This is a genomic window from Allobosea sp. GW821-FHT12C12, from assembly GCF_058807355.1.
Genome location: NZ_JBXAQP010000016.1, coordinates 12,980 through 33,400, shown reverse-complemented (window position 1 = coordinate 33,400; position 20,421 = coordinate 12,980). Strand labels below are relative to the sequence as shown.

General features: G+C 71.2%; 21 protein-coding genes, 1 pseudogene and 1 riboswitch. Of the genes and pseudogenes, 15 read left to right on the top strand and 7 right to left on the bottom strand.

The features are described 5' to 3' along the window. Positions 1-4: 4 nt before the first annotated feature. Positions 5-1,042, bottom strand: a complete 1,038-nt coding sequence (xylF, locus tag AC1RRW_RS19230) for a D-xylose ABC transporter substrate-binding protein (protein WP_492903012.1) — start codon at positions 1,040-1,042, stop codon at positions 5-7. Positions 1,043-1,308: 266 nt separating this feature from the next. Between xylF and AC1RRW_RS19225 the strand changes: the two genes are divergently transcribed. After that, entirely contained in the window at positions 1,309-2,640 is a 1,332-nt protein-coding gene (locus AC1RRW_RS19225) for an aspartate/glutamate racemase family protein (protein WP_492902862.1), read from the top strand. Between the two features lie 27 nt (positions 2,641-2,667). Here the strand turns inward: AC1RRW_RS19225 and cobO are convergent, their stop codons facing one another. After that, complete coding sequence (gene cobO / locus AC1RRW_RS19220) at positions 2,668-3,279, bottom strand: cob(I)yrinic acid a,c-diamide adenosyltransferase (RefSeq protein WP_492902860.1); 612 nt, start codon at positions 3,277-3,279, stop codon at positions 2,668-2,670. Positions 3,280-3,286: 7 nt separating this feature from the next. Further along, complete coding sequence (cobU, locus tag AC1RRW_RS19215; protein ID WP_492902858.1) at positions 3,287-3,805, bottom strand: bifunctional adenosylcobinamide kinase/adenosylcobinamide-phosphate guanylyltransferase; 519 nt, start codon at positions 3,803-3,805, stop codon at positions 3,287-3,289. A gap of 52 nt (positions 3,806-3,857) precedes the next feature. Further along, a riboswitch (cobalamin riboswitch) is annotated at positions 3,858-4,041 on the top strand. Positions 4,042-4,082: 41 nt separating this feature from the next. Here cobU and AC1RRW_RS19210 point away from each other — a divergent pair. The 9 genes from AC1RRW_RS19210 to cobJ are packed head-to-tail and all read left to right on the top strand — an operon-like array spanning position 4,083 to position 13,605. Next, positions 4,083-4,256 (top strand): CbtB domain-containing protein, encoded by a 174-nt coding sequence (locus AC1RRW_RS19210; RefSeq protein WP_492902856.1) that lies wholly within the window; start codon positions 4,083-4,085, stop codon positions 4,254-4,256. A 13-nt stretch (positions 4,257-4,269) separates the two neighbouring features. Beyond that, positions 4,270-5,010: a CbtA family protein gene (locus AC1RRW_RS19205; RefSeq protein WP_492902854.1), complete on the top strand. Its 741-nt coding sequence runs from the start codon at positions 4,270-4,272 to the stop codon at positions 5,008-5,010. 50 nt (positions 5,011-5,060) lie between these two features. Next, positions 5,061-5,456, top strand: coding sequence for a DUF1636 family protein (locus tag AC1RRW_RS19200; RefSeq protein WP_492902853.1), 396 nt, complete (start codon positions 5,061-5,063; stop codon positions 5,454-5,456). Next, positions 5,453-6,520, top strand: coding sequence for a cobalamin biosynthesis protein CobW (gene cobW / locus AC1RRW_RS19195; protein ID WP_492902851.1), 1,068 nt, complete (start codon positions 5,453-5,455; stop codon positions 6,518-6,520). The genes AC1RRW_RS19200 and cobW overlap by 4 nt, the downstream gene beginning before the upstream one ends. A gap of 10 nt (positions 6,521-6,530) precedes the next feature. Next, entirely contained in the window at positions 6,531-10,004 is a 3,474-nt protein-coding gene (locus tag AC1RRW_RS19190) for a cobaltochelatase subunit CobN (protein ID WP_492902850.1), read from the top strand. Beyond that, positions 10,001-11,419, top strand: a complete 1,419-nt coding sequence (locus tag AC1RRW_RS19185) for a ferredoxin-like domain-containing protein (RefSeq protein ID WP_492902848.1) — start codon at positions 10,001-10,003, stop codon at positions 11,417-11,419. Before AC1RRW_RS19190 ends, AC1RRW_RS19185 begins: the two co-directional genes overlap by 4 nt. 2 nt (positions 11,420-11,421) lie before the next feature. Beyond that, entirely contained in the window at positions 11,422-12,054 is a 633-nt protein-coding gene (locus AC1RRW_RS19180; protein WP_492903010.1) for a precorrin-8X methylmutase, read from the top strand. Positions 12,055-12,085: 31 nt separating this feature from the next. Continuing rightward, positions 12,086-12,817, top strand: coding sequence for a precorrin-2 C(20)-methyltransferase (locus AC1RRW_RS19175; RefSeq protein WP_492902847.1), 732 nt, complete (start codon positions 12,086-12,088; stop codon positions 12,815-12,817). Then, a complete protein-coding gene (gene cobJ, locus AC1RRW_RS19170) occupies positions 12,814-13,605 on the top strand; it encodes a precorrin-3B C(17)-methyltransferase (protein WP_492902845.1) in 792 nt (263 codons plus the stop codon). Before AC1RRW_RS19175 ends, cobJ begins: the two co-directional genes overlap by 4 nt. On the opposite strand, the gene AC1RRW_RS19165 is transcribed toward cobJ, so the two are convergent. After that, entirely contained in the window at positions 13,548-14,312 is a 765-nt protein-coding gene (locus AC1RRW_RS19165) for a cobalt-precorrin-6A reductase (protein WP_492902843.1), read from the bottom strand. The genes cobJ and AC1RRW_RS19165 overlap by 58 nt on opposite strands. Here AC1RRW_RS19165 and cbiE point away from each other — a divergent pair. Genes cbiE through bluB form a run of 5 tightly spaced genes read left to right on the top strand, consistent with a single transcriptional unit; the run spans position 14,311 to position 18,644 of the window. Next, a complete protein-coding gene (cbiE, locus tag AC1RRW_RS19160) occupies positions 14,311-15,564 on the top strand; it encodes a precorrin-6y C5,15-methyltransferase (decarboxylating) subunit CbiE (protein WP_492902841.1) in 1,254 nt (417 codons plus the stop codon). The genes AC1RRW_RS19165 and cbiE overlap by 2 nt on opposite strands. Continuing rightward, positions 15,561-15,953: a cobalamin biosynthesis protein gene (locus tag AC1RRW_RS19155; RefSeq protein ID WP_492902839.1), complete on the top strand. Its 393-nt coding sequence runs from the start codon at positions 15,561-15,563 to the stop codon at positions 15,951-15,953. The genes cbiE and AC1RRW_RS19155 overlap by 4 nt, the downstream gene beginning before the upstream one ends. Next, positions 15,950-16,714, top strand: a complete 765-nt coding sequence (cobM, locus tag AC1RRW_RS19150) for a precorrin-4 C(11)-methyltransferase (RefSeq protein WP_492902837.1) — start codon at positions 15,950-15,952, stop codon at positions 16,712-16,714. Before AC1RRW_RS19155 ends, cobM begins: the two co-directional genes overlap by 4 nt. Next, positions 16,711-18,030: a cobyrinic acid a,c-diamide synthase CobB gene (locus AC1RRW_RS19145; RefSeq protein WP_492902835.1), complete on the top strand. Its 1,320-nt coding sequence runs from the start codon at positions 16,711-16,713 to the stop codon at positions 18,028-18,030. Before cobM ends, AC1RRW_RS19145 begins: the two co-directional genes overlap by 4 nt. Then, the gene (gene bluB / locus AC1RRW_RS19140; RefSeq protein WP_492902833.1) at positions 18,027-18,644 is read left to right on the top strand and encodes a 5,6-dimethylbenzimidazole synthase; all 618 of its coding nucleotides are present in this window, start codon (positions 18,027-18,029) and stop codon (positions 18,642-18,644) included. The genes AC1RRW_RS19145 and bluB overlap by 4 nt, the downstream gene beginning before the upstream one ends. A gap of 54 nt (positions 18,645-18,698) precedes the next feature. On the opposite strand, the gene AC1RRW_RS19135 is transcribed toward bluB, so the two are convergent. From AC1RRW_RS19135 to AC1RRW_RS19125, 3 genes and pseudogenes are all read right to left on the bottom strand, one after another. Continuing rightward, positions 18,699-19,352, bottom strand: a complete 654-nt coding sequence (locus AC1RRW_RS19135) for a 3-oxoacid CoA-transferase subunit B (RefSeq protein WP_492902831.1) — start codon at positions 19,350-19,352, stop codon at positions 18,699-18,701. A gap of 12 nt (positions 19,353-19,364) precedes the next feature. Further along, a complete protein-coding gene (locus AC1RRW_RS19130) occupies positions 19,365-20,069 on the bottom strand; it encodes a CoA transferase subunit A (RefSeq protein WP_492902830.1) in 705 nt (234 codons plus the stop codon). A 144-nt stretch (positions 20,070-20,213) separates the two neighbouring features. Next, positions 20,214-20,417 (bottom strand): annotated as a pseudogene (locus AC1RRW_RS19125) (Isoquinoline 1-oxidoreductase subunit); the annotation flags it as partial. Positions 20,418-20,421: the final 4 nt, after the last annotated feature.

Genomic DNA, 20,421 nt, shown 5'->3' with positions numbered 1-20,421 from the left:
CGCCTCAGTCACAAGCGGCGACCTTGCCGGCCGCGACGCCCTGGCACACGGCCGATTTCGGCGCCCAGCCGGCGTCGATGACGACCTTGAGATTGTCCCTGGTGACAGGGACGGGCTTGAGGAACAGCGCCGTCATCGCCTGCTTCGACGGACCCTGGCTCCAGGCGGTCGCGCCCGCGACCTCGGTCAGCTTGGCGCCGCCGGCGAGCTTGATCGCGATTTCCGCCGCGTTGCGGCCGAGTTCGCGGGCATCCTTCCAGATCGTCACGGTCTGGGTGCCGAGCGCGATGCGGTTCAGGGCGGCGCGGTCGGCGTCCTGGCCGGAGACCGGCACGGAGCCGGCGAGGCCCTGCGCCGCCATCGCCGCGATCGCGCCGCCGGCCGTGCCGTCATTGGCCGCGACCACCGCATCGACCTTGTTGGCGTTGCGGGTGAGGAACTGCTCCATGTTCTTCTGGGCGTTGGCCGGGAGCCAGCCATCGGTGAAGGCCTCGCCGACATTCTTGATCTTGCCGCCGTCGATGGCGGGTTTCAGGATCTCCATCGAGCCCTGGAACAGGAAGCCGGCGTTCGGATCGGCCGACGAGCCCTTGATGAAGACATAGTTGCCGTCCGGCTTCGCCTTGACGATCTCGCGGGCCATCATCCGGCCGACCTCGACATTGTCGAAGGTCAGGTAGAAGGCCTGCGGGATCTCGATCAGCCGGTCGTAGCCGACCACCGCGATGCCCTCGTCGACCGCCTTCTGCACGGCGGGGCGGATCGCCTGCGCGTCCTGCGCCAGCACGATCAGCGCCTTGGCGCCGCGCGCGATCAGGCTCTCGACGTCGGTGAGCTGCTTGGCCGGCGAGCTCTGCGCATCGGCCGAGAGATAGGTGCCGCCGACCTTCTCGATCGCGGCCTTGATCGCGGCCTCGTCGGTCTTCCAGCGCTCCTCCTGGAAGTTCGACCAGCTCACCCCGACGACCGGGCCCTTGGCCTGGGCGAAGGCGGGCTTCAGGCCGGCGGACGCGGCGAGCGTCAGGCCGGCGGCGACAAGCATGCGTGCGATCACGGCGACATCTCCCGAAACGTTTGCCTCTGCCTCACGCTCTCTCCGGCAGGCTCGATCGAGCCGCCTCGGCGTCCGGCTTGGGGCGGAGGTGAGCGTATCGCGGGGCGCGCTGTCAAGCGCCTCCGCAACCGAGGCGAAACAGGGTTGCCGCCGTCTTGCGCCGATCGCCGCAAGCCATGCCGCGAAAGCGATGGCCAAAGCACCGGGCGCGCGCATACCGCGGCGATCGCCTCGCCAGACCGGGTTCAAAGACCATGCCGCATCCTGCCTACGACATCGTCATCCGCGGCGGCACGCTCGCGACCGCGACCGACGTGTTCAGGGCCGATCTCGGCATCACGGGGGAGCGCATCGCCGCGATCGGACTCGACCTGCCGGCCGGGGCCAGCGAGATCGACGCCACGGGCAGGCTCGTGCTGCCCGGCGGCGTCGATGCGCATTGCCATATCGAGCAGTTGTCGGGCGGAGGGCTGATGAACGCCGACACGTTCGAGACCGCGACGCGCTCGGCCGCTTTCGGCGGCACGACCTCGGTGATCTCCTTCGCCGCGCAGCATCGGGGCAAGAGCCTGGCCACGACCGTCAGCGACTACGCCGCGCTGGCGGAGAGGGGCACGATCATCGACTACGCCTTCCACCTGATGGTGGCGAACCCGGACGAGCAGACCATCGCGACCGATCTGCCGGCGCTGATCTCGGCGGGGCATCGCTCGGTCAAGGTGTTCATGACCTATGACGCGGTGCAGGTCGACGACCAGCAACTGCTCGACGTGATGCTGGCCGCGCGACGGGCCGGGGCGCTGGTCTGCGTCCATGCCGAGAACCACGGCCTGCTGAAATGGATGGGCGAGCGGCTGACCAGGCGCGGCTATGTGGCGCCGAAATACCATGCCGTCAGCCATCCGCGCGCGGCCGAAATCGAGGCCTTCCATCGGCTGATCGCCTTTTCGGAACTGCTCGACCAGCCGGTCTGCATCTTCCACGTCTCGACGGCCGAGGGCGCGAAGGTGATCGACGGGCCTGCGATCGAATGTCTCACGCTGGCGGTGGGTCCGCCCGGCATCCAGTCGCAGCGCGATGTCGACGGCGTCATCGGGCCGCTCCTGAAGCGGGCCGCGGGGCTGGAGAACGAGGCGGCAGCCTTCGTCGTCGCCTGCTTCTCCGACCCCGGCATGCATGCCCTGCGCGAGCAGAGCCGGCGGCCGGTGCCCGGCATCGCGGAATCGGGTGTGCTGCAGGCGCTGACGCTGGGCCAGCGTTTTGGCGTGATCGCGATCCTGCCGGCCTCGATCCCGCGCCATCTGCGCTATTTCGGCGCGATGGGCGTGATGACGCGTTTCGCGGGCGATCTCGCGATCGGCATGGGCGTGACCGAACTCTCCAACGAGGAAAAGACGCTGGAGCGCATGACGGCGACGGGCAGGACGCTGCGCGACACGCATCATGCCGATGTCGTGGTGATGGGCTACGCCGGCATGGCGCGCTTCCGGCGGCCGCTGGAGGAGGCGCTCGGCATCCCGGTGGTCGAGCCGACCCAGGCCGCGACCGCCATGGCGGTGGGCCGCGTCAGGCTGGCGGCGGCCTGAAATCGGCACTGCCGAAGGCCGCGGGTATCAGAACTCGACGCCGGCCTGCGCCTTCACGCCGGCGGCGAAGTGGTGCTTGACCAGCGTCATCTCGGTGACGAGGTCGGCGGCCGCGATTAGCTCCGGCTTGGCGTTGCGGCCGGTGACGACGATGTGCAGATCGGCGCGCCTTGCCGACAGAACGGCGACGACCTCGTCGAGCGGCAGGTAGTCGTAGCGCAAAGCGATGTTGAGCTCGTCGAGCACGACCATGCGGATCGTCTCGTCGGCCATCAGTTCCCTGGCCTTGGCGAAGGCGCGCCCGGCGGCGGCGATGTCGCGGGCCTTGTCCTGCGTCTCCCAGGTGAAGCCCTCGCCCATCGTGTGCCAGGCGATGCGATCGCCGAAGGCCTCGAGCGCCCTGCGCTCGCCGGTCTCCCAGGCGCCCTTGACGAACTGCACCACGCCGACGCGCCAGCCATGGCCGAGCGCCCGCAGCATCAGGCCGAAGGCGGCCGTCGACTTGCCCTTGCCGGGGCCGGTGTTGACGACCAGTAGGCCCTTCTCGATCGTCTTGCCCGCGACCTCGGCGTCCTGCGCCGCCTTGCGTTTTTCCATCTTGGCCTTGTGACGGGCGGCCTCGTTCGGGTCGATCGTCATGGCGTCCTCACTTCACCCGCATCGGCAATCCCGCGACCATGAAGACCACGCGGCCGGCCCGCGCCGCAAGGCGCTGATGCAGGCGGCCGGCCTCGTCGCGGAAACGCCGCGCCAGCGCGTTGTCGGGCACGATGCCAAGGCCGATCTCGTTGGCGACGAGCACGACGGGGCCGCTCGCGGACGCGCAGGCGGCAATCAGCCCGTCGCAGGCGGCGGCCGTATCGCGCCCGGCGAGGATGAGATTGGTCAGCCAGAGCGTCAGGCAGTCGACCAGAACCGGGCGGCCTCGCGGCGTTCCCCGAATCGCCTCCGTCAACGCCAGAGGCGCGTCGACCGTGATCCAGTCCGCCGACCGACGCGTCCGATGCTCCGCGATGCGCGCCGCCATCTCGTCGTCCCAGGCCTGGGCGGTTGCGATGTAGAGCCATGGGGCCGGCAGCGCCTCGATCAACGCTTCCGCGTGCCGGCTCTTGCCGGAGCGCGCGCCGCCGAGGACGAGGGTCAGATGGGGCAGGTCTGCGGACATGTCGGATCGGAATGAAATGAGCGCACTGCATTGCACACCAGCCCGCACATGGCTAATGATCGTCGCCGACGGTGCCCCGGCGACGGGGTGAAAAGGGAACGCGGTGCAATGCCGCGGCTGCCCCCGCAACTGTAAGCGGCGAGTTAGCGCCATCGCCACTGGGAGCGATCCCGGGAAGGCGGCGCGAAATCCGACGACCCGCGAGCCAGGAGACCTGCCGTCAGATCGTTCCGCAATCCAGCAAGCCGCCGGCGGGGCGGCCAGGAGACACGAAAACATGGCAACTCAATCGATTTCGACCAAGGCAGGCGTCTCCGAACGCGCCAAGGCCGTGGCCGCGGCCCTGCTGCTCGGGCTGGCGCTCGTCTTCGCAGCGGGCTTCGCGCCTTCGACCAGCCTTCACAATGCCGCCCATGACGCCCGTCATGGGCTCGCCTTCCCCTGCCATTGAGGGAAGTTCGGACATGGTCAACCGCGTTCTCACGGTCAGCATCCTGGCCGGTCTTCTTGCCGGGCTGCTGATCGCCGCCCTCCAGCACGTCACCACCACGCCGCTCATCCTCAGAGCCGAGACCTACGAGGCGGCCTTGAGCGTCCCCACCCCCGTCCAAGCCGCTTTCGAAGGCGGCGCGCGCATCCTGCTGGCGGATACCCGCCCCGCGGACGGCGCAGCCCCGGCCCACGAGTGGAAGCCTCGGAACGGACTGCCGCGCACCGTCTTCACCGCGCTGGTCACCATCGCCACCGCGATCGGCCTGGCGGCGCTGCTGCTCGCGGGCATGATCGCCGCCAACGACACGATCGACGACCGGCGCGCGCTTGCCTGGGCGATCGGCGGCTTCCTCGCCTTCGGCCTGGCGCCGGCGGCGGGACTTGCGCCGGGCATGCCGGGCTCCGCGGCCGCCGAACTGGCCAGCCGCCAGATCTGGTGGGTCGCGACGGCGCTTGTCTCGGCCGGCTCGATCTTCGTCTTCCTGCGGCTGGAGCAACCCTGGCTCCGGGCGCTGGCGGTGCTGGCCATGCTCGCGCCGCATCTCATCGGCGCGCCGTATCCGGCGACGCCGGAAAGCAAGGCGCCGGCCGAGATCGCGGCGCAATTCGCGACGCTTTCCCTGGCCGTGCAGGCCGCGCTCTGGCTCGCCACCGGCCTCGCCGTGGGTCTGCTTTGGCCCTGGGCCTCCCGCCGCGCCGCCGCGCGGGCCTGACGACGCCCGCGCGCCTCGCCGGAGGCGCGCGGCCCGGAGGGAGGCGACCGATGTCGCGGCGCGAGATCACCATCCATGTCTGCACCGCCTGTCGCCGCGTCCGCGAGGATCTGGCGCAGGGCTACGACCAGCCGGGCTTAGGCCTGACCGAGGCGCTTTCGGAACGGCTGGCGGAAAGCGAGGCCATCTCTGTGCTCGCCGTCGAGTGCCTGGCCGTCTGCAAGCGGCCCTGCACCGTCGCCTTCGCGGCCGACGGCAAATGGACCTATCTCGTCGGCGATCTCGACGCCGATTTGCATCTCGACGATATCGTGGGCGCGGCCCGGGCCTATGCCGCCAGCGCCAACGGCATCATTCCCTGGAAAGAACGACCGCTGCCCTTCCGCAAGGGCGTGGTCGCGCGCGTGCCGCCGCTGGCCGAGCGCGAACAAGGATCATCGACATGACCGAAACGCCCGCCCAGAGCCCACTCGACCAGAGCCCGCTCGCCAAGGTGCCCTGCACCATCATCACCGGCTTCCTCGGCGCTGGCAAAACCACGCTGGTTCGCCATCTGCTCGAGAACGCGCAGGGCATGCGCCTGGCCGTGCTCGTCAACGAGTTCGGCGACCTCGGCTTCGACGGTGAGTTCCTGAAAGGGTGCGGCATCGCCGGCTGTTCCGAGGATGACGTCGTCGAACTGCCCAATGGCTGCATCTGCTGCACCGTCGCCGATGATTTCGTGCCGGCGCTGGAGAAGCTCCTGAACCGCGCCAAGCCGCCCGAACACATCCTGATCGAGACCTCGGGACTGGCCCTGCCCAAGCCGCTGGTCACCGCCTTCAACTGGCCGGCGATCCGGGCGCGGGTGACGGTCGACGGCGTCATCGCGGTGGTCGACGGGCCGGCGGTGGCCGAGGGCCAGTTCGCCGACGATCCGGACGCGCTCGCCGCGCGACGGGAGCAGGACGCCTCGGTCGAGCACGACAACCCGCTGGAAGAGGTGTTCGAGGACCAGATCCTCTGCGCCGACCTGATCCTGCTCAACAAGAGCGACCTCGTCGACGAGGCCGGGCGGGCGCGGGTCAAGGCCGAGATCGCGCGGCACCTGCCCAGGGCGATCAAGATCGTCGAGACCAGCCACGGCAAGGTCGAGCCGGCGCTGATCGTGGGCTTGGGCGCGGCGGCCGAGGACGACCTCGCGGCGCGGCCTTCGCATCACGGCGAGGGCGAGGACCACGACCATGACGATTTCGACAGCGTCAACTTCGCCCTGCCCGAGACCGTCTCGCCCGAGGCGCTGGCCGCCCGCGTCGCCAAGGCGGCGGAGGCCGACGGCGTGCTGCGGCTGAAGGGTTTCGCCGCCGTGCGGGGCAAGCCGATGCGGCTCGTGGTGCAGGGCGTCGGCGCGCGCGTCGGGCATCATTTCGACCGGGCCTGGGGCGCTGGCGAAGCGCGCGACGGCAGGCTCGTCGTGATCGGTCTGAAGGGCTTCGACCAAAAAGCGGTCGCCGCGGCCCTGAACGGCTGACGATGGCGCCATGCACCTCCTCCCGACCAGCGCGATCCGGCTCGACGACGGCGAGGACGCCGTCGATCTCGACCTGCCGCCGGGGGATGTGCTGGCGCTGTCTTTCGCCGACAGCGACCTCTCGGCGCTGGCGGCAGCCGCGCGGGACAGCGAGCTCTCCGTCCGTCTCGCCTCGCTCAGGCGGCTGAAGCATCCGCTCTCGGTCGACCTGCTGATCGAGAAGACGGCGGCACGCTCGCGCTTCGTGCTGGTGCGCTGCCTCGGCGGGCTGGATTACTGGCGCTATGGGGTGGAGGGGCTCGCGGCCGCCTGCCGGGCGCATGGCGTGGCGCTGGCGGTGCTGCCGGGCGACGACCGGGACGATGCGCGGCTGGCGGAGCATGGCACGGTGCCGCCCGCCTGCGCGCAGGCGCTGCTGGTGTATTTCCAGGCCGGCGGCGTCGAGAACATGCGGCGGCTGCTGGCGGGGATCGAGGCCGTGCTCGGCGCCACCCTCCCGTCATCCGTCTTCGCAAGGCTCCCGCCGCCGCGCCCCTTGCCCGCCCTCTTCGCGCTCGACCCCGAAGCCACTCCGACCGGCTGGCGCGAGGCGCTCGCCGCCCTGCCCGCCGACCGCGCGCTCGTCCCGATCCTGGTCTACCGCTCCGGCGTCACGGCCGGCGACACCGCCATGGCCGAGGCGCTCTCGGCGGCGCTTGCCGCACGCGGTCATGCACCGCTCCTCCTCGCGCTGACCAGCCTGAAAGACCCCGCCGTCGCCACCGGCCTCGCGACGCTGATCGCGACCCGCAAACCGGAGCTGATCGTCACCACCACCGCCTTCTCGGCCCGCGACGGCGAGGACTTCGTGCTCGACGCGGCCGATTGTCCGATCCTGCAGGCGGTTCCGGTCGGCAGCGCGCGCGAGGCCTGGAAGGCGTCGCCGCGCGGGTTGTCGGCGGTCGATCTGGCGATGCAGGTGGCGCTGACGGAGTTCGACGGGCGGATCGGCGCAACCCCCGTCGCCTTCAAGGCCGACGTCACCGACGCCGCCACTGGCCTGAGGATCCGCCGCCTCGTTCCCGATAGCGAGGGCATCGCGGCGCTGGCCGATCTCGCCAGCGGCTGGATCGCGCTGGCTCGCAAGCCGCCGCCCGAGCGCAGGCTCGCGCTGGTGATGTCGGACTATCCTGCGCGCGGCGGCCGGGCGGGTTTCGCCGTCGGGCTCGACACGCCGGCGAGCGTGGCGGCGATCGAGGCGGCGCTGGCGGAGGCGGGTTACATTCTCGGCTCGAAGCGAGCCGAAGCGCCGCCCTGTCCCCTTCCCCCCGCTTGCGGCGGGGAAGGGCTGGGGATGGGGGGGCGTGCAGGAGGAGGCTCGACGCCAACGCTCGGCGACGACGGCCTGGACTCTCCCCCCCACCCCGGCCCTGCCCACCGCAAGCGGGGGGAGGGGGAAGACGGCGGCAGCGCCTTGATGACCGCGCTGACCACCGGCCCTACCCTCCTAACCCTGCCGCTTTCCGTTTATCGCGCCTGGCTCGCCACCATCCCGACCGCCGTCCGCGACGCGCTGATCGCCGCCCATGGCGATCCCGCCGCCGACCCGGTCTGCGATCCAGACACCTTCCGCTTCCGCGTCGTCACGCGCGGCAACCTCACCATCGCCCTCCAGCCGCCGCGCGACGCGACGCCCGACCGCAAGGCGCGCTATCACGATCCCGACGCGCCGCCCTGCCACGGCTACCTCGCCTTCTATCAGGCTCTGCGCGAAACCGCCGGCATCGACGCGCTGATCCATCTCGGCACCCACGGCACCACCGAATGGCTGCCGGGCAAGGCTGTGGCGCTGTCTGCGGGCTGCTGGCCGCGCCTGGTCACGCAGGGATTGCCGGTTGTGTATCCTTATGTCGTCGATGATCCGGGCGAGGCCGCGCCGGCCAAGCGCCGGCTCTGCGCGATCACGCTCGGCCATCTGCCGCCGCCGCTCGCCGAGACCCGAGCCGATGGTGAAGTCGCGCTGCTGCGCGATCTCGTCGAGGAGTTCTCGCAGGCGCAGGCGATGGACCCGCGCCGGGCCGAGATCGTCGCGCGCGAAATCCTCGACCGGGCGCAGGCGAGCGGGCTCGGCGAGGCCTGCGGCGTGACGCCCGATCTGCCGATGAGCGAGGCGCTGACGCGGCTCGACGCGCAGCTCTGCGACATCGCCGAGCTGCCTTTCCGCGACGGGCTTCACGTCTTCGGGCGCTCGGTGGACGATCCCGGCTCGGCGCGGGCCGAGCGCGACAACCTCTTGCGGGCGCTGGACGGGCGCTTCGTGCCGCCCGGCCCCGCCGGCTCGCCGCATCGCGGCCGTCCGGACGTGCTGCCGACAGGCCGCAACCTCTCGACGCTCGACCCTCGCGCCATCCCGACGCGCGCGGCCGCAAGGCTCGGCGCATTGGCGGCGCAGGCCGTGATCGCGCGGCACCTGCAGGACCAGGGCGATTTTCCGCGCCGGATCGTGATGGATCTCTGGGCCTCGCCGACGCTGCGATCGGGCGGCGAGGACATCGCGCATGCGCTGGCGCTGATGGGCATAAAACCGCTCTGGGACGACGCCTCGACGCGCGTAACGGGGTTTTCGGTGATCCCGCAGCCGAAGCTGGCGCATCCGCGCCTCGACGTGACCATCCGTATTTCAGGCGCGTTCCGCGACACCTTTCCGGGGCAGATCGCGCTGCTGGATGCTGCCGCGCGCGCCGTCGCCGGGCTCGCCGAACCGGACGAATGGAACGAGCCGGCCGCCGCGCGCCGGCGCGGCGAAACCGGCCCGCGCATTTTCGGAGCGGCGCCCGGTCGCTACGGCGCGGCCATGGCCGACCGCGCGCTCGACGGCGACTGGCAAAGCAGCGACGAATTGGCGGATGCCTATCTCGCCGCCTCCAGCCACGCCTATGGCGGGAGCGGGGGCGAGGCCGTCGAGGACGCCGGTTTCGCCGGGCGCATCCGCGACGCGCAGGCCTTCATCCATGTCAGCGACACGGCCGGGCGCGACATCCTGGAGGCGTCGAGCGCGGCCGACGTGATCGGCGGGCTGGCGGCGGCGGCGCAGTCGCTTGGCGCGACGCCCGCGCTCTACAGCCTCGATACGGCGAACCCGGATGCGCCGAAAGTCCGGACTTTGCCGGAGGACATCGCCCGGATCGTGCATGGCCGGCTGACGCATCCGCGCTGGATCTCGGGGCAACTCGCCCATGGCTGGCGCGGTGCGGCGGAACTGGCCGAGGCGGTCGACACGCTCTTCGTCTTCGCCGCCAGCACCGACGCGGTGCCGGACGGGCTGTTCGACGCGGTCTTCGACGCCTGGTGCGCCGATCCGCAGGTCTGGACCGCGCTCGAGGCGGCCAATCCCCCGGCCGCCGCCGCGATCCGCTCGCGATTGGCCGAAGCGGAACGGCGCGGCCTGTGGACGAGCCGGCGCAACTCCGTCGGCGCATTTCTAGCGCGGGAAGCGGCGGAATGAACGCGCTCTCGCCCGAAGCGCCGCGGCGGGGCTGGTGCCCGAGCGCGCTGAGGCCGATGGAGACCGGCGACGGCTGGCTCGTGCGGCTGCATCCGCCGGGCGCGGTGCTGACGCCGTCGCAGCTGATCCGCATCGCGCAACTGGCCCGGCGGCACGGCAACGGACTGGTCGAGATCTCGGCCCGCGCCAATCTCCAGATCAGGGGCGTGAGCCTCGACACGCATCCCGAACTGGTCGCGACGCTGCTGGCCGAGCGGCTGGTCGAGGAGCATGACGGCGACGGGCCGCAGCGGCTGACGCTGGTTGGGCCGCTTCCCCCTCCCCCCGCTCGCGGTGGGGAGGGCCGGGATGGAGGGGAGAGCGCAGGACTTTGCTCTCCGGTTGACGGGCGGGCTCGTCCCGCACGCTCTCCCATCCCCAACCCTTCCCCGCCGCGAGCGGGGGGAAGGGGACAGCTCGGCGCCCCGATCGACGTTTGCGCGCTCGCGGACGCCATCGAGGCAGGCGGGCGCACGATACCCGGTCTTCCCGCAAAGTGTCTCGTTGTCGTCGACGATGGCGGACCGTTTCCGCTCGAGGGCGTCGCCTGCGACCTGCGTCTCGTCGCGGTCGCGCGCGACAGGATCGCGATCGGCCTGCCGGACGGGCGCTGGCTCGGGCCGGTCGCGGTCGCGGATGCGGCCGGGACCGTGTCCGGCCTCCTCGCCGGCCTCGCCGCGCATCGTCGCGCCAGGCCCGATGCGATCAGGCGGCTGCGCGACCTGCCGCCGGACCTGCTGGACGCGATGATCGAAGCCAGCGGATTGTGCCCGGCGACCGCGCCGGCTCCCCGCCCCGCGCCGCGCCGCGCCGGGCGCTTTGAAACCACGGACAGCCCTGCCGCCCTGATCGGCCTGCCGTTCGGACGCGGCGACGCGGCGACCCTGGAGACGCTGGGCGAGGCCGCGTTGCGAGCCGGCGCGAGCGCGATCAGGATGTCGCCCTGGCGCGGTCTGGCTTTCGCCGGGCTTGGATCGGGCAAGGTCGAACCTCTGCTCGACACGGCCGCGACTCTGGGCCTCATCGTCGATCCCGACGATCCCCGCCTTTCGATAGAGGCCTGCGCCGGCAAGCCGGCCTGCCTGCGCGCGCAGAGCGACGCCATGACGGACGCGGCCATGCTGGCCGAGGCCGCCGCGCCGCTGCTCGCCACCGGGGCGAGCGTCCACGTCTCCGCTTGCGTCAAGTCCTGCGCCCATGCGGGCGCATCCGACCTCACTCTGGTCGGTCGGGACGGCGGCTACGACATCGTCTTCGGAGGGACGACGCGGGATGAACCGATCGCGACGCTTGACCTGCCGGCCATTCTGGCGCGACTGCGGCCGGGACAGGATCTTTTCAACCGCGTGACCGAACGCGGGCCGATGGGACCATGAGCTTGAGCACGCGTTACGACTACGTCCAGGACGGGGCGGCGATCTATGAGCGCTCCTTCGCGATCATCCGGGCCGAGGCCGATCTCGCGCGGTTCTCCTCCGCCGAGGCGCGCGTGGTGGTGCGGATGATCCATGCCTGCGGCATGACCGACCTGCCGAATGACGTCGCCATGTCGGCGGATTTCGTCGCGAGCGCGGAAACCGCGCTCAAGCGCGGCGCACCGATCCTGTGCGACGCCAAGATGGTCGCCAACGGCGTGACGCGCGCCCGCCTGCCGGCGCGGAACGACGTGATCTGCACGCTCGACGATGCGCGCACGGCTGGTCTGGCGGCCGAGATGGGCACGACGCGCTCGGCCGCCGCGATGGAACTGTGGCGGCCGGATCTGGCGGGTGCGGTCGTCGTCATCGGCAATGCGCCGACGGCACTGTTCCGGCTTCTCGAAATGCTCGACGCGGGAGCGCCGCCGCCGGCAGCCGTGATCGGCATTCCCGTCGGTTTCGTCGGCGCGGCCGAGTCCAAGCAGGCTCTGGCCGATGACGGTCGAGCGCCCTTCCTCGTGGTGCATGGACGACGCGGCGGCTCGGCCATGGCGGCGGCGGCCGTCAACGCGCTGGCGCAAGAGCGGGAATGAACCGGTGACGGGCGAGCCGGCCAATCCTTCCATGGGAAAAACTCTGCTCTTCGGCGTGGGCCTGGGTCCCGGCGACCCGGACTACATGACGGTGCGCGCGCGCGACGTCGTCATCAAGGCCGACCGGCTGGTGCATTTCTGCAAGCGCGGCCGGCGCGGCAACGCCCGCGTCACGGCCGACGCGATCGTCGCGCCCGATCCGACGCGCGAGATCGAGCTCGCCTTCCCGGTGACGACGGAGGCCGAGGTCGGCGACGCGGCCTATGACGGGCCGATCTCGGCCTTCTACGACGCGGCGGCCGAGCGGCTGGCGGCCGAGATGGCGGCCGGGCGCATGCTCGCCGTGCTCTGCGACGGGGATCCGTTCTTCTACGGCTCCTTCATGCATCTCTGGCGCAGGCTGAGCCACCGCTTTCCGACCGAGGTGGTGCCGGGCGTCACCGGCATGGCCGGAGCCTGGACGCGGGCCAACGCGCCGATCACCTGGGGCGACGACGTGCTCAGCGTGCTGCCGGGCACGCTGCCCGAAGCCGAGCTGGTCCGCCGCCTCGCCGACACCGACGCCGCCGTGATCATGAAGCTCGGCCGCAACCTGCCGAAGGTGCGCCGCGCGCTGAAGGTCGCCGGGCTGATCCACCGCGCGATCTATGTCGAGCGCGCCACCATGGCGGGCCAGGTCGTGAGCCGGCTCGACGACAAGGCCGGCGATGAGGCGCCCTATTTCGCGATGGTGCTGGTGCCCGGCGAAGGGCGGCGGCTGTGAGCGGCCGGCTCGCCATCGTCGGGCTCGGCCCCGGTCCGGCGCAGTGGCTCACGCCGGCGGCGCAGGCGGCTCTGGACGCGGCGAGCGACCTCGTCGGCTACGGCCCCTATCTCGACCGCATTCCCGCGCGCGAAGGTCGGACCAGACACGCCTCCGACAACCGGGTCGAGATCAGGCGCGCCACCCATGCGCTCGAACTGGCGGCCGTCGGCCACAAGGTCGCGCTCGTCTCCGGCGGCGATCCGGGCGTCTTCGCGATGGCGGCCGCCGTGTTCGAGGCGCTGGAGGCCGGCGACCCGGCCTGGCGCGCGATCCCGATCACGGTCGAGCCTGGCATCACCGCCATGCTGGCGGCGGCGGCAAGAGCCGGCGCGCCGCTCGGCGGCGATTTCTGCGCGATCTCGCTTTCGGACAATCTCAAGCCCTGGGAGGTGGTGACCGCGCGGCTGGAGGCGGTGCTCGCCGCCGATCTGGTGGTCTGCCTCTACAACCCGATATCGAAGGCGCGGCCCTGGCAGCTCGGCGCGGCGCTGGAGCTGGCGGCGCGACATCGCGCGGCGGATACGCCCGTCATCTTCGCCCGCGCGGTCGGGCGGCCGGACGAGGCATTGCGGGTGCTGAGCCTTTCCGAGGCGATCACGCAGGCCGAGACGGCGGACATGGCGACGCTGGTGATGATCGGCGCCTCTTCGACGCGGCTGATCGCACGCGAGGGCGCGGCGCCCTACGTCTACACGCCACGCTCGGTGACGAAGAGCCCCTGCGCCACCAGCCAGGGCAGGACCTGATCGATATGGTCGACGCATTCGACATCGGGTTTTGGCGGCCGCTCCACCATGATCACCGGGAGCCCGAGTTGGCGCGCCGCGATCAGCTTGCCGGCCGTGGCATCGCCGCCGGAGTTCTTGCTGACGAGGATCTCGACGCCCTCGCGGATCATCAGGTCGGCCTCTTCATCGGCATGGAAGGGGCCGCGCTGCTGGATCACCGTGACATCGTGCAGCGGCAGGCGGTCGCCGATCGGCTCGATGACGCGGACGAGATAGCGGTGATGCGGCGCATCGGCGAAGACCGGCAGTTCGAGCCGGCCGACCGTGAGGAAGACGCGCTTCGGCTCCGGCCCCAGCGCGGCGACGGCCGCCTCCATGTCGGGCACGCAAGTCCAGCGATCGCCCGCGCGCGGCGTCCAGGGTTTGCGCCGGATCGAGATCAGCGGCACGTTCTCGGCCTTGCAGGCGGCCTGGGCGTGGAACGGCATGATCGCGGCGAAGGGATGCGTGGCGTCGACGACGGCGACGATGCCCTCCTCGTCCAGATAGCGCCGCAAGCCGGCGATGCCGCCGAAACCGCCGACGCGGAGCGGCAGGTTCAGGGGGCGTGGATCGGCGGTGTGTCCTGCCAGCGAGACGATGGCGCGAATGTCGGGCGCCTGGTCAGCGAGGTGCTGGTCCAGAGCGACTGCTTCGCTCGTGCCGCCGAGGATGAGGACGGTCATGTCGTTGTTCTCGCCTGAATCATGGACGCTGTCGAGCGCGGTTGCGGCGGCGCCATGGCTGAGCCTCGTCGGTCTCGGCGAGGATGGCCGCGCCGGACTGTCGCCGGAGGCGCTGGCCGTGCTCGACGCGGCGGAGATCGTCTTCGGCGGCGAGCGCCACCTCGCCCTGATCGGTTCCGTGCCAGGCGAGGCGAGGGCCTGGCCCCAGCCGTTCCGCAACGCCCTGCCGGCGATCCTGGCGGAGCGCGGCCGCAGGGTCTGCGTGCTCGCGACCAGCGATCCGTTCCATTACGGCATCGGCGCCGGGCTGAGCCGGGCTGTTCCAGCCGATGAGATGCGGGTCCTGCCGCAATTGTCCTCCTTCTCGCTGGCTTGCGCGCGGATGCGCTGGCCGCAGGAGGACTGCGCCCTGGTCTCGCTGCATGGCCGCGCGCTGCAGAAGATCATCCCGCATCTGCAGCCGGATGCCCGGATTCTGGCCCTGTCCTGGGATGCGTCGACGCCCGGCGCGGTCGCCGCCCTGCTGAGCGAGCGCGGACTGGGCGCCAGCACGCTCGCGGTGATGGAATCGCTCGGCGGGCCGAAGGAGCGCATCCGGGAGGCGAGGGCCGATAGCTTCGCGATTGCGGAGATCGACCCGCTGAACCTGATCGCGGTCGAGGTCGTCGCGAGCCCGCGGGCCCGCGTCCTGCCGCTGGCGAGCGGGCTCGACGAGGACTGGTTCGCCCATGACGGGCAGATCACCAAGGCCGATGTCCGCGCGGTCACGCTGTCGGGTCTCGCGCCGCGTGCCGGAGACCTGCTCTGGGACATCGGCGCAGGCTCCGGCTCGATCTCGCTGGAATGGTGCCTGCGCCATCCGCGCAACCGCGCCGTGGCCTTCGAGGAGAAGCCGGAGCGGGCGCAGCGTATCGCCGCGAACCGGCTGGCGCTGGGCGCGCTGCCGGTCGAGATCGTCGCGGGCGCGGCTCCTGCGAGCCTCGCCGGCCAGCCCGCTCCGGACGCTGTCTTCATCGGCGGCGGGATCGGCGACGCCGGCGTGTCCGAGGCGGCCTGGGAAGCGCTCAGGCCCGGCGGACGGCTTGTCGCCAATGTCGTGACGCTGGAGGGCGAGGCGCGGCTGGCGGCGCTGTTCCAGAGCCATGGTGGATCGCTGCGCCGGCTCGGCGTCGCGCATCTCGACCGGGTCGGGCCGCTGCATGGCTGGCGCAGCGCGATGCCGGTGACGCAATGGCGCGTGGTGAAGCCGTGAGCGAGGGCCGCATCATAGCGGGAATCGGCCTGCGGCCCGGCACGTCAGAGGGCGAGATTGCGGCGTGTCTCGATCAGGCGCTGGCGGCGACGGGGCTGGCGCAGCAACCTGTGCCGCGCATCGCGACGCTGGCAGCCCGCAGCGGCGAGCCCGGCCTGCTTGCGCTCGCCAAGGCGCGCGAGGCCGAACTCGTCGCCATCCCCGACGAGGCGCTCAAAGGCTTCGAGGCGGGCTGCGCGACGCGCTCGACCCGGATCGCCTCGCTCTATGGCGTCGGCTCGGTGGCGGAGGCCGCCGCGCTCGCCGCCGCCGGGCCGGGCGGAGTGCTGATCCAGCCGCGCATCGCGACCGCGCGCGTCACCTGCGCGCTGGCGAGATCGGCGCCATGACGATCCATTTCATCGGGGCCGGCCCCGGCGCGCCCGACCTGATCACCCTGCGCGGTCGCGACCTGATCGCGACCGCGCCCGTCTGCCTCTACGCCGGCTCGCTGATCCCGCGCGCGATGCTGGACTGGTGCCCACCGGACGCGCGCATCGTCGACACCGCGCCGCTCGACCTCGACGCCATCATCGCCGAGATGCAGGCCGCCCATGCCGCCGGGCAGGACGTGGCGCGGCTGCACTCCGGCGATCTCTCGATCTGGAGCGCCTGCGCCGAGCAGATGAGCCGGCTCGACGTGCTCGGCATTCCCTGCAGCGTCACGCCCGGCGTTCCGGCTTTCGCGGCCGCCGCCGCGACCTTGAGGCGAGAATTGACGCTGCCCGGCGTCGCGCAATCGCTGGTGCTGACACGCACCTCGGGCCGGGCCTCGGCCATGCCCGAGCGCGAGACGCTCGCCGCCTTCGCGGCGACGGGCGCGACGCTGGCGGTCCATCTCTCGATCCATGTGATCGACCGGGTCGTGGCAGAACTCACGCCGTTCCACGGGCCGGATTGCCCGGTGGCGATCGTCTTCCGCGCCTCTTGGCCGGACGAGCGCGTGCTGCGCGGAACGTTGGCGACGATCGCGGGACAGGTCCGCGAGGCCGGGCTGGAGCGGACGGCGCTGATCCTGGTCGGGCCGGCGCTGGGGGCGGATGATTTCGGCGAGAGCGCGCTCTACTCGGCCGGCTACGACCGCCGCTTCAGGCCGGGAGGCGGCGTTTGACCGCGCGCGGCCTGATCCTCGCCGCGCCGCGCTCGGGCTCGGGCAAGACCACGATCACGCTCGGGCTGCAGCGGGCGCTGGCGAGGCGCGGCCTGACGGTGCGCGGGCTGAAATGCGGGCCGGACTATATCGACCCGGCCTTCCACGCCGCCGCCACGGGCGCGCCGAGCGCCAATCTCGATTCCTTCGCCATGCCCGACGCGTTGCTGGCCCAGATCGCGCTGGACGCGGCAGGCGGCTCCGACCTCGTCATCGCCGAAGGCTCGATGGGTCTGTTCGACGGCGTGCCGGGCCCCGACGGCCATACGGGTGCGAGCGCCGACATCGCCGCGCTCATGGGCTGGCCGGTCGTGCTGGCGATCGACGTCTCGGGGCAGGCGCAATCGGCCGCCGCCATCGCGCTCGGCTGCATGCATTACGATCCGCGCGTCACGATCGCGGGCGTGATCCTGAACAAGGTCGCGAGCGAGCGGCATTCTCGCCTCGTCGGACAGGGCATGGCGAGGATCGGGCTGCCCGTCCTCGGCGCGTTGCCGCGCGAGGCGAGCCTGATCCTGCCGGAGCGGCATCTCGGGCTGGTCCAGGCCGGCGAGACTCAAGGTTTGCATGACCGGCTGGAGGCGCTGGCCGATGCGGTCGCGGCGGCGGTCGATCTCGATGCGCTGATCGCGGCGGCCGGCGCGACGACGGTGCCGATGCCGGCCACGGCCGCGCCTGCCCTGCCCGCGCCCGGGCGGCGCATCGCGATCGCCCGCGACGCCGCCTTCTCCTTCGTCTACCCGCATGTCGAGGCCGGCTGGCGCGCGGCCGGAGCCGGGCTCGTCCCCTTCTCGCCGCTCGCCGACGAGCCGCCGCCCGAAGCCTGCGACGCCTGCTGGCTTCCCGGCGGCTATCCGGAACTGCATGCGGGAAGGCTCGCGGCCGCGGCGCGTTTCCTCGCGGGCTTGCGCGACTTCGCCCGGACGCGGCCGGTGCATGGCGAATGCGGCGGCTACATGGCTCTGGGCAAGAGCCTGATCGACGCGGATGGCGCGAGCCATGCCATGGCTGGGCTGCTCGGCGTCGAGACCTCCTTCGCGAAGCGCAAGATGAACCTCGGTTATCGCCGCGCCGTGCTGCAGGCCGCCGGACCGCTCGGGCCGGCCGGCGCGACGCTCACAGGACACGAGTTCCACTACGCCACGATCGTCGCGCAGGGCGACGATCCGCCCTTCGCCATGGTGACCGACCCGCATGGCTCGCGGCCCGCGCCCACCGGCAGCCGGCGGGGGTTGGTGACGGGCTCGTTCTTCCACGCGATAGCGGTGGCCTCGTGAACGGCGAGCCGCCTGTCTTCGATGAGGTCTTCGCCGCAAGGTTTTCGGACCTGCTGGCGTGGCGGCGCGATGTCCGGCGCTTCCGGCGCGAGCCTTTGCCGGACGGACTGATCGAACGGCTGCTGCGCCAAGCCGAGCTCTCGCCCTCGGTCGGCCATTCGCAGCCCTGGCGCTGGGTGCGCGTGACGGACGAAGCGCAGCGAGAGGCTGCGCGTGAGAGCTTCCGGCGCTGCAATGCCGAGGCGCTGGCGGATTACGACGGCGAGCGGGCGCGGCTCTATGCCTCGCTGAAGCTCGAAGGGATGCGCGAGGCGCCCGAGCAGATCGCGGTGTTCTGCGACCACGGCACCACGCAGGGGCACGGGCTCGGTCGCCGGACGATGCCGGAGATGCTGGACTATTCGGTCGTCGCCGCGGTCACGCAGTTCTGGCTGGCGGCGCGGGTCGCCGGCCTCGGCGTGGGCTGGGTCTCGATCCTGGAGCGGGAAGTCGTGCGCGAGGCGCTGGGAACGCCGCCGGAGTGGAAGCTGATCGCGTGGCTGTGCGTCGGCTGGCCCGAGCAGGAGAGCGAGACGCCGGAGCTGGTCAGGGCGGGGTGGGAGCGGGGGCGGTAGCGACTCCGTCCGTCATGCTCGCCCTTGTGCCGACCATGACGGCAATGGCTGAGGCTAAACCGCGACCTTGAACGCCGCCTCCGTCTTGCCCTTGATCTCGTCGACCGTCACCCCGTCGGCCAGCTCGATCAGGCTCATGCCGCCGCCGTTCTCGTCGATCGCGAAGACGCCGAGATCGGTGATCACCATGTCGACGACGCCGGCTCCGGTCAGCGGCAGGTCGCAGGCCTTGAGCAGCTTGGCCGATTCCGTGCCGTCCTTGTTCCTGGCGACATGCTCCATCACCACGACGACCTTCCTGACGCCGGCGACGAGGTCCATCGCCCCGCCCATGCCCTTCACCATCTTGCCGGGGATCATCCAGTTGGCGAGGTCGCCGTTCTCCGCGACCTGCATGGCCCCGAGGATCGACAGGTCGATATGGCCGCCGCGGATCATGCCGAACGAGTCGGCCGAGGAGAAATAGCTCGTGGTCTTGAGCTCGGTGATGGTCTGCTTGCCGGCGTTGATCAGGTCGGGGTCCTCCTCGCCCTCGTAGGGGAAGGGTCCCATGCCGAGCATGCCGTTCTCCGACTGGAGCTGAACCGACATGCCCTCGGGGATGTAGTTCGAGACCAGCGTCGGGATGCCGATGCCGAGATTGACGTAGAAGCCGTCCTTGAGTTCCTTGGCGGCGCGGGCCGCCATCTGGTCGCGTGTCCAGGCCATGGTCAAAACTCCTTAAGCCGCGCGCTTGCGCACGGTGCGCTGCTCGATGCGCTTGGCCGGGTTGGCGACGTGGACGATCCGCTTCACGAAGATGCCGGGCGTGTGCATGTGGTCGGGGTCGATCTCGCCGGCCTCGACCAGGTTCTCGACCTGGGCGATGGTCATGCGCGAGGCGCTGGCCATCATCGGATTGAAGTTGCGCGCGGTCTTTCGGTAGACGAGGTTGCCCTCGGTGTCGCCTTTCCAGGCATGCACCAGCGAGACGTCGGCGAAGATGCCGCGCTCCATGATGTAACGCTCGCCGTCGAACTCGCGCTCCTCCTTGCCCTCGGCGACCAGCGTGCCGACGCCGGTCTTGGTGAAGAAGGCCGGGATGCCCGCTCCGCCGGCGCGGATGCGCTCGGCCAGCGTGCCCTGCGGCGTGAATTCGAGCTCCAGTTCGCCGGCCAGGTATTGCTGGGCGAAGAGCCTGTTCTCGCCGACATAGGACGAGATCATCTTCCTGATCTGACGGGTCTCCAGCAGGATGCCGAGCCCCGCCCCGTCGATGCCGGCGTTGTTGGAGACGACGGTCAGATCCTTCGCGCCGCTCTCGCGCACCGCCTCGATCAGGACGTCGGGAATGCCGCAGAGGCCGAAGCCGCCGGCGCAGATCGTCATGCCGTCCTTGATGACCCCAGCGAGCGCAGCCCTGGCGTCGGGGAAAACCTTCTTCATAGCGTTGCCTTTGCCGCTGGGACCGGAAGCGCCGTAGCGTGATCACAGCACTAGCCGAGCCGGTGGTGCGGTTGCAACATGGAGTCGCGCGAACGCCGAGCCCGGAAAGGGGCCGGCGCGTCTCGGAATGGACATCGCCTGATCTCAGGACGCCGGGCAGGCCGCGCCCGTATCGACCCAGGCCTGCATCAGCGCACCGGCCTGGGCCTGCGTGCCGGGCGCGGGCGTGCGTCCGGGGCCGGGCCGCCAGCCCCAGCCTACCAGCGAATCCTCGGCGACATGCTTCACGAGAGCCGCGAGATCGCGGCTGCCGTTGCGGTTGGCGTCCCTGATCTGCTCGCAGATGTCCTTC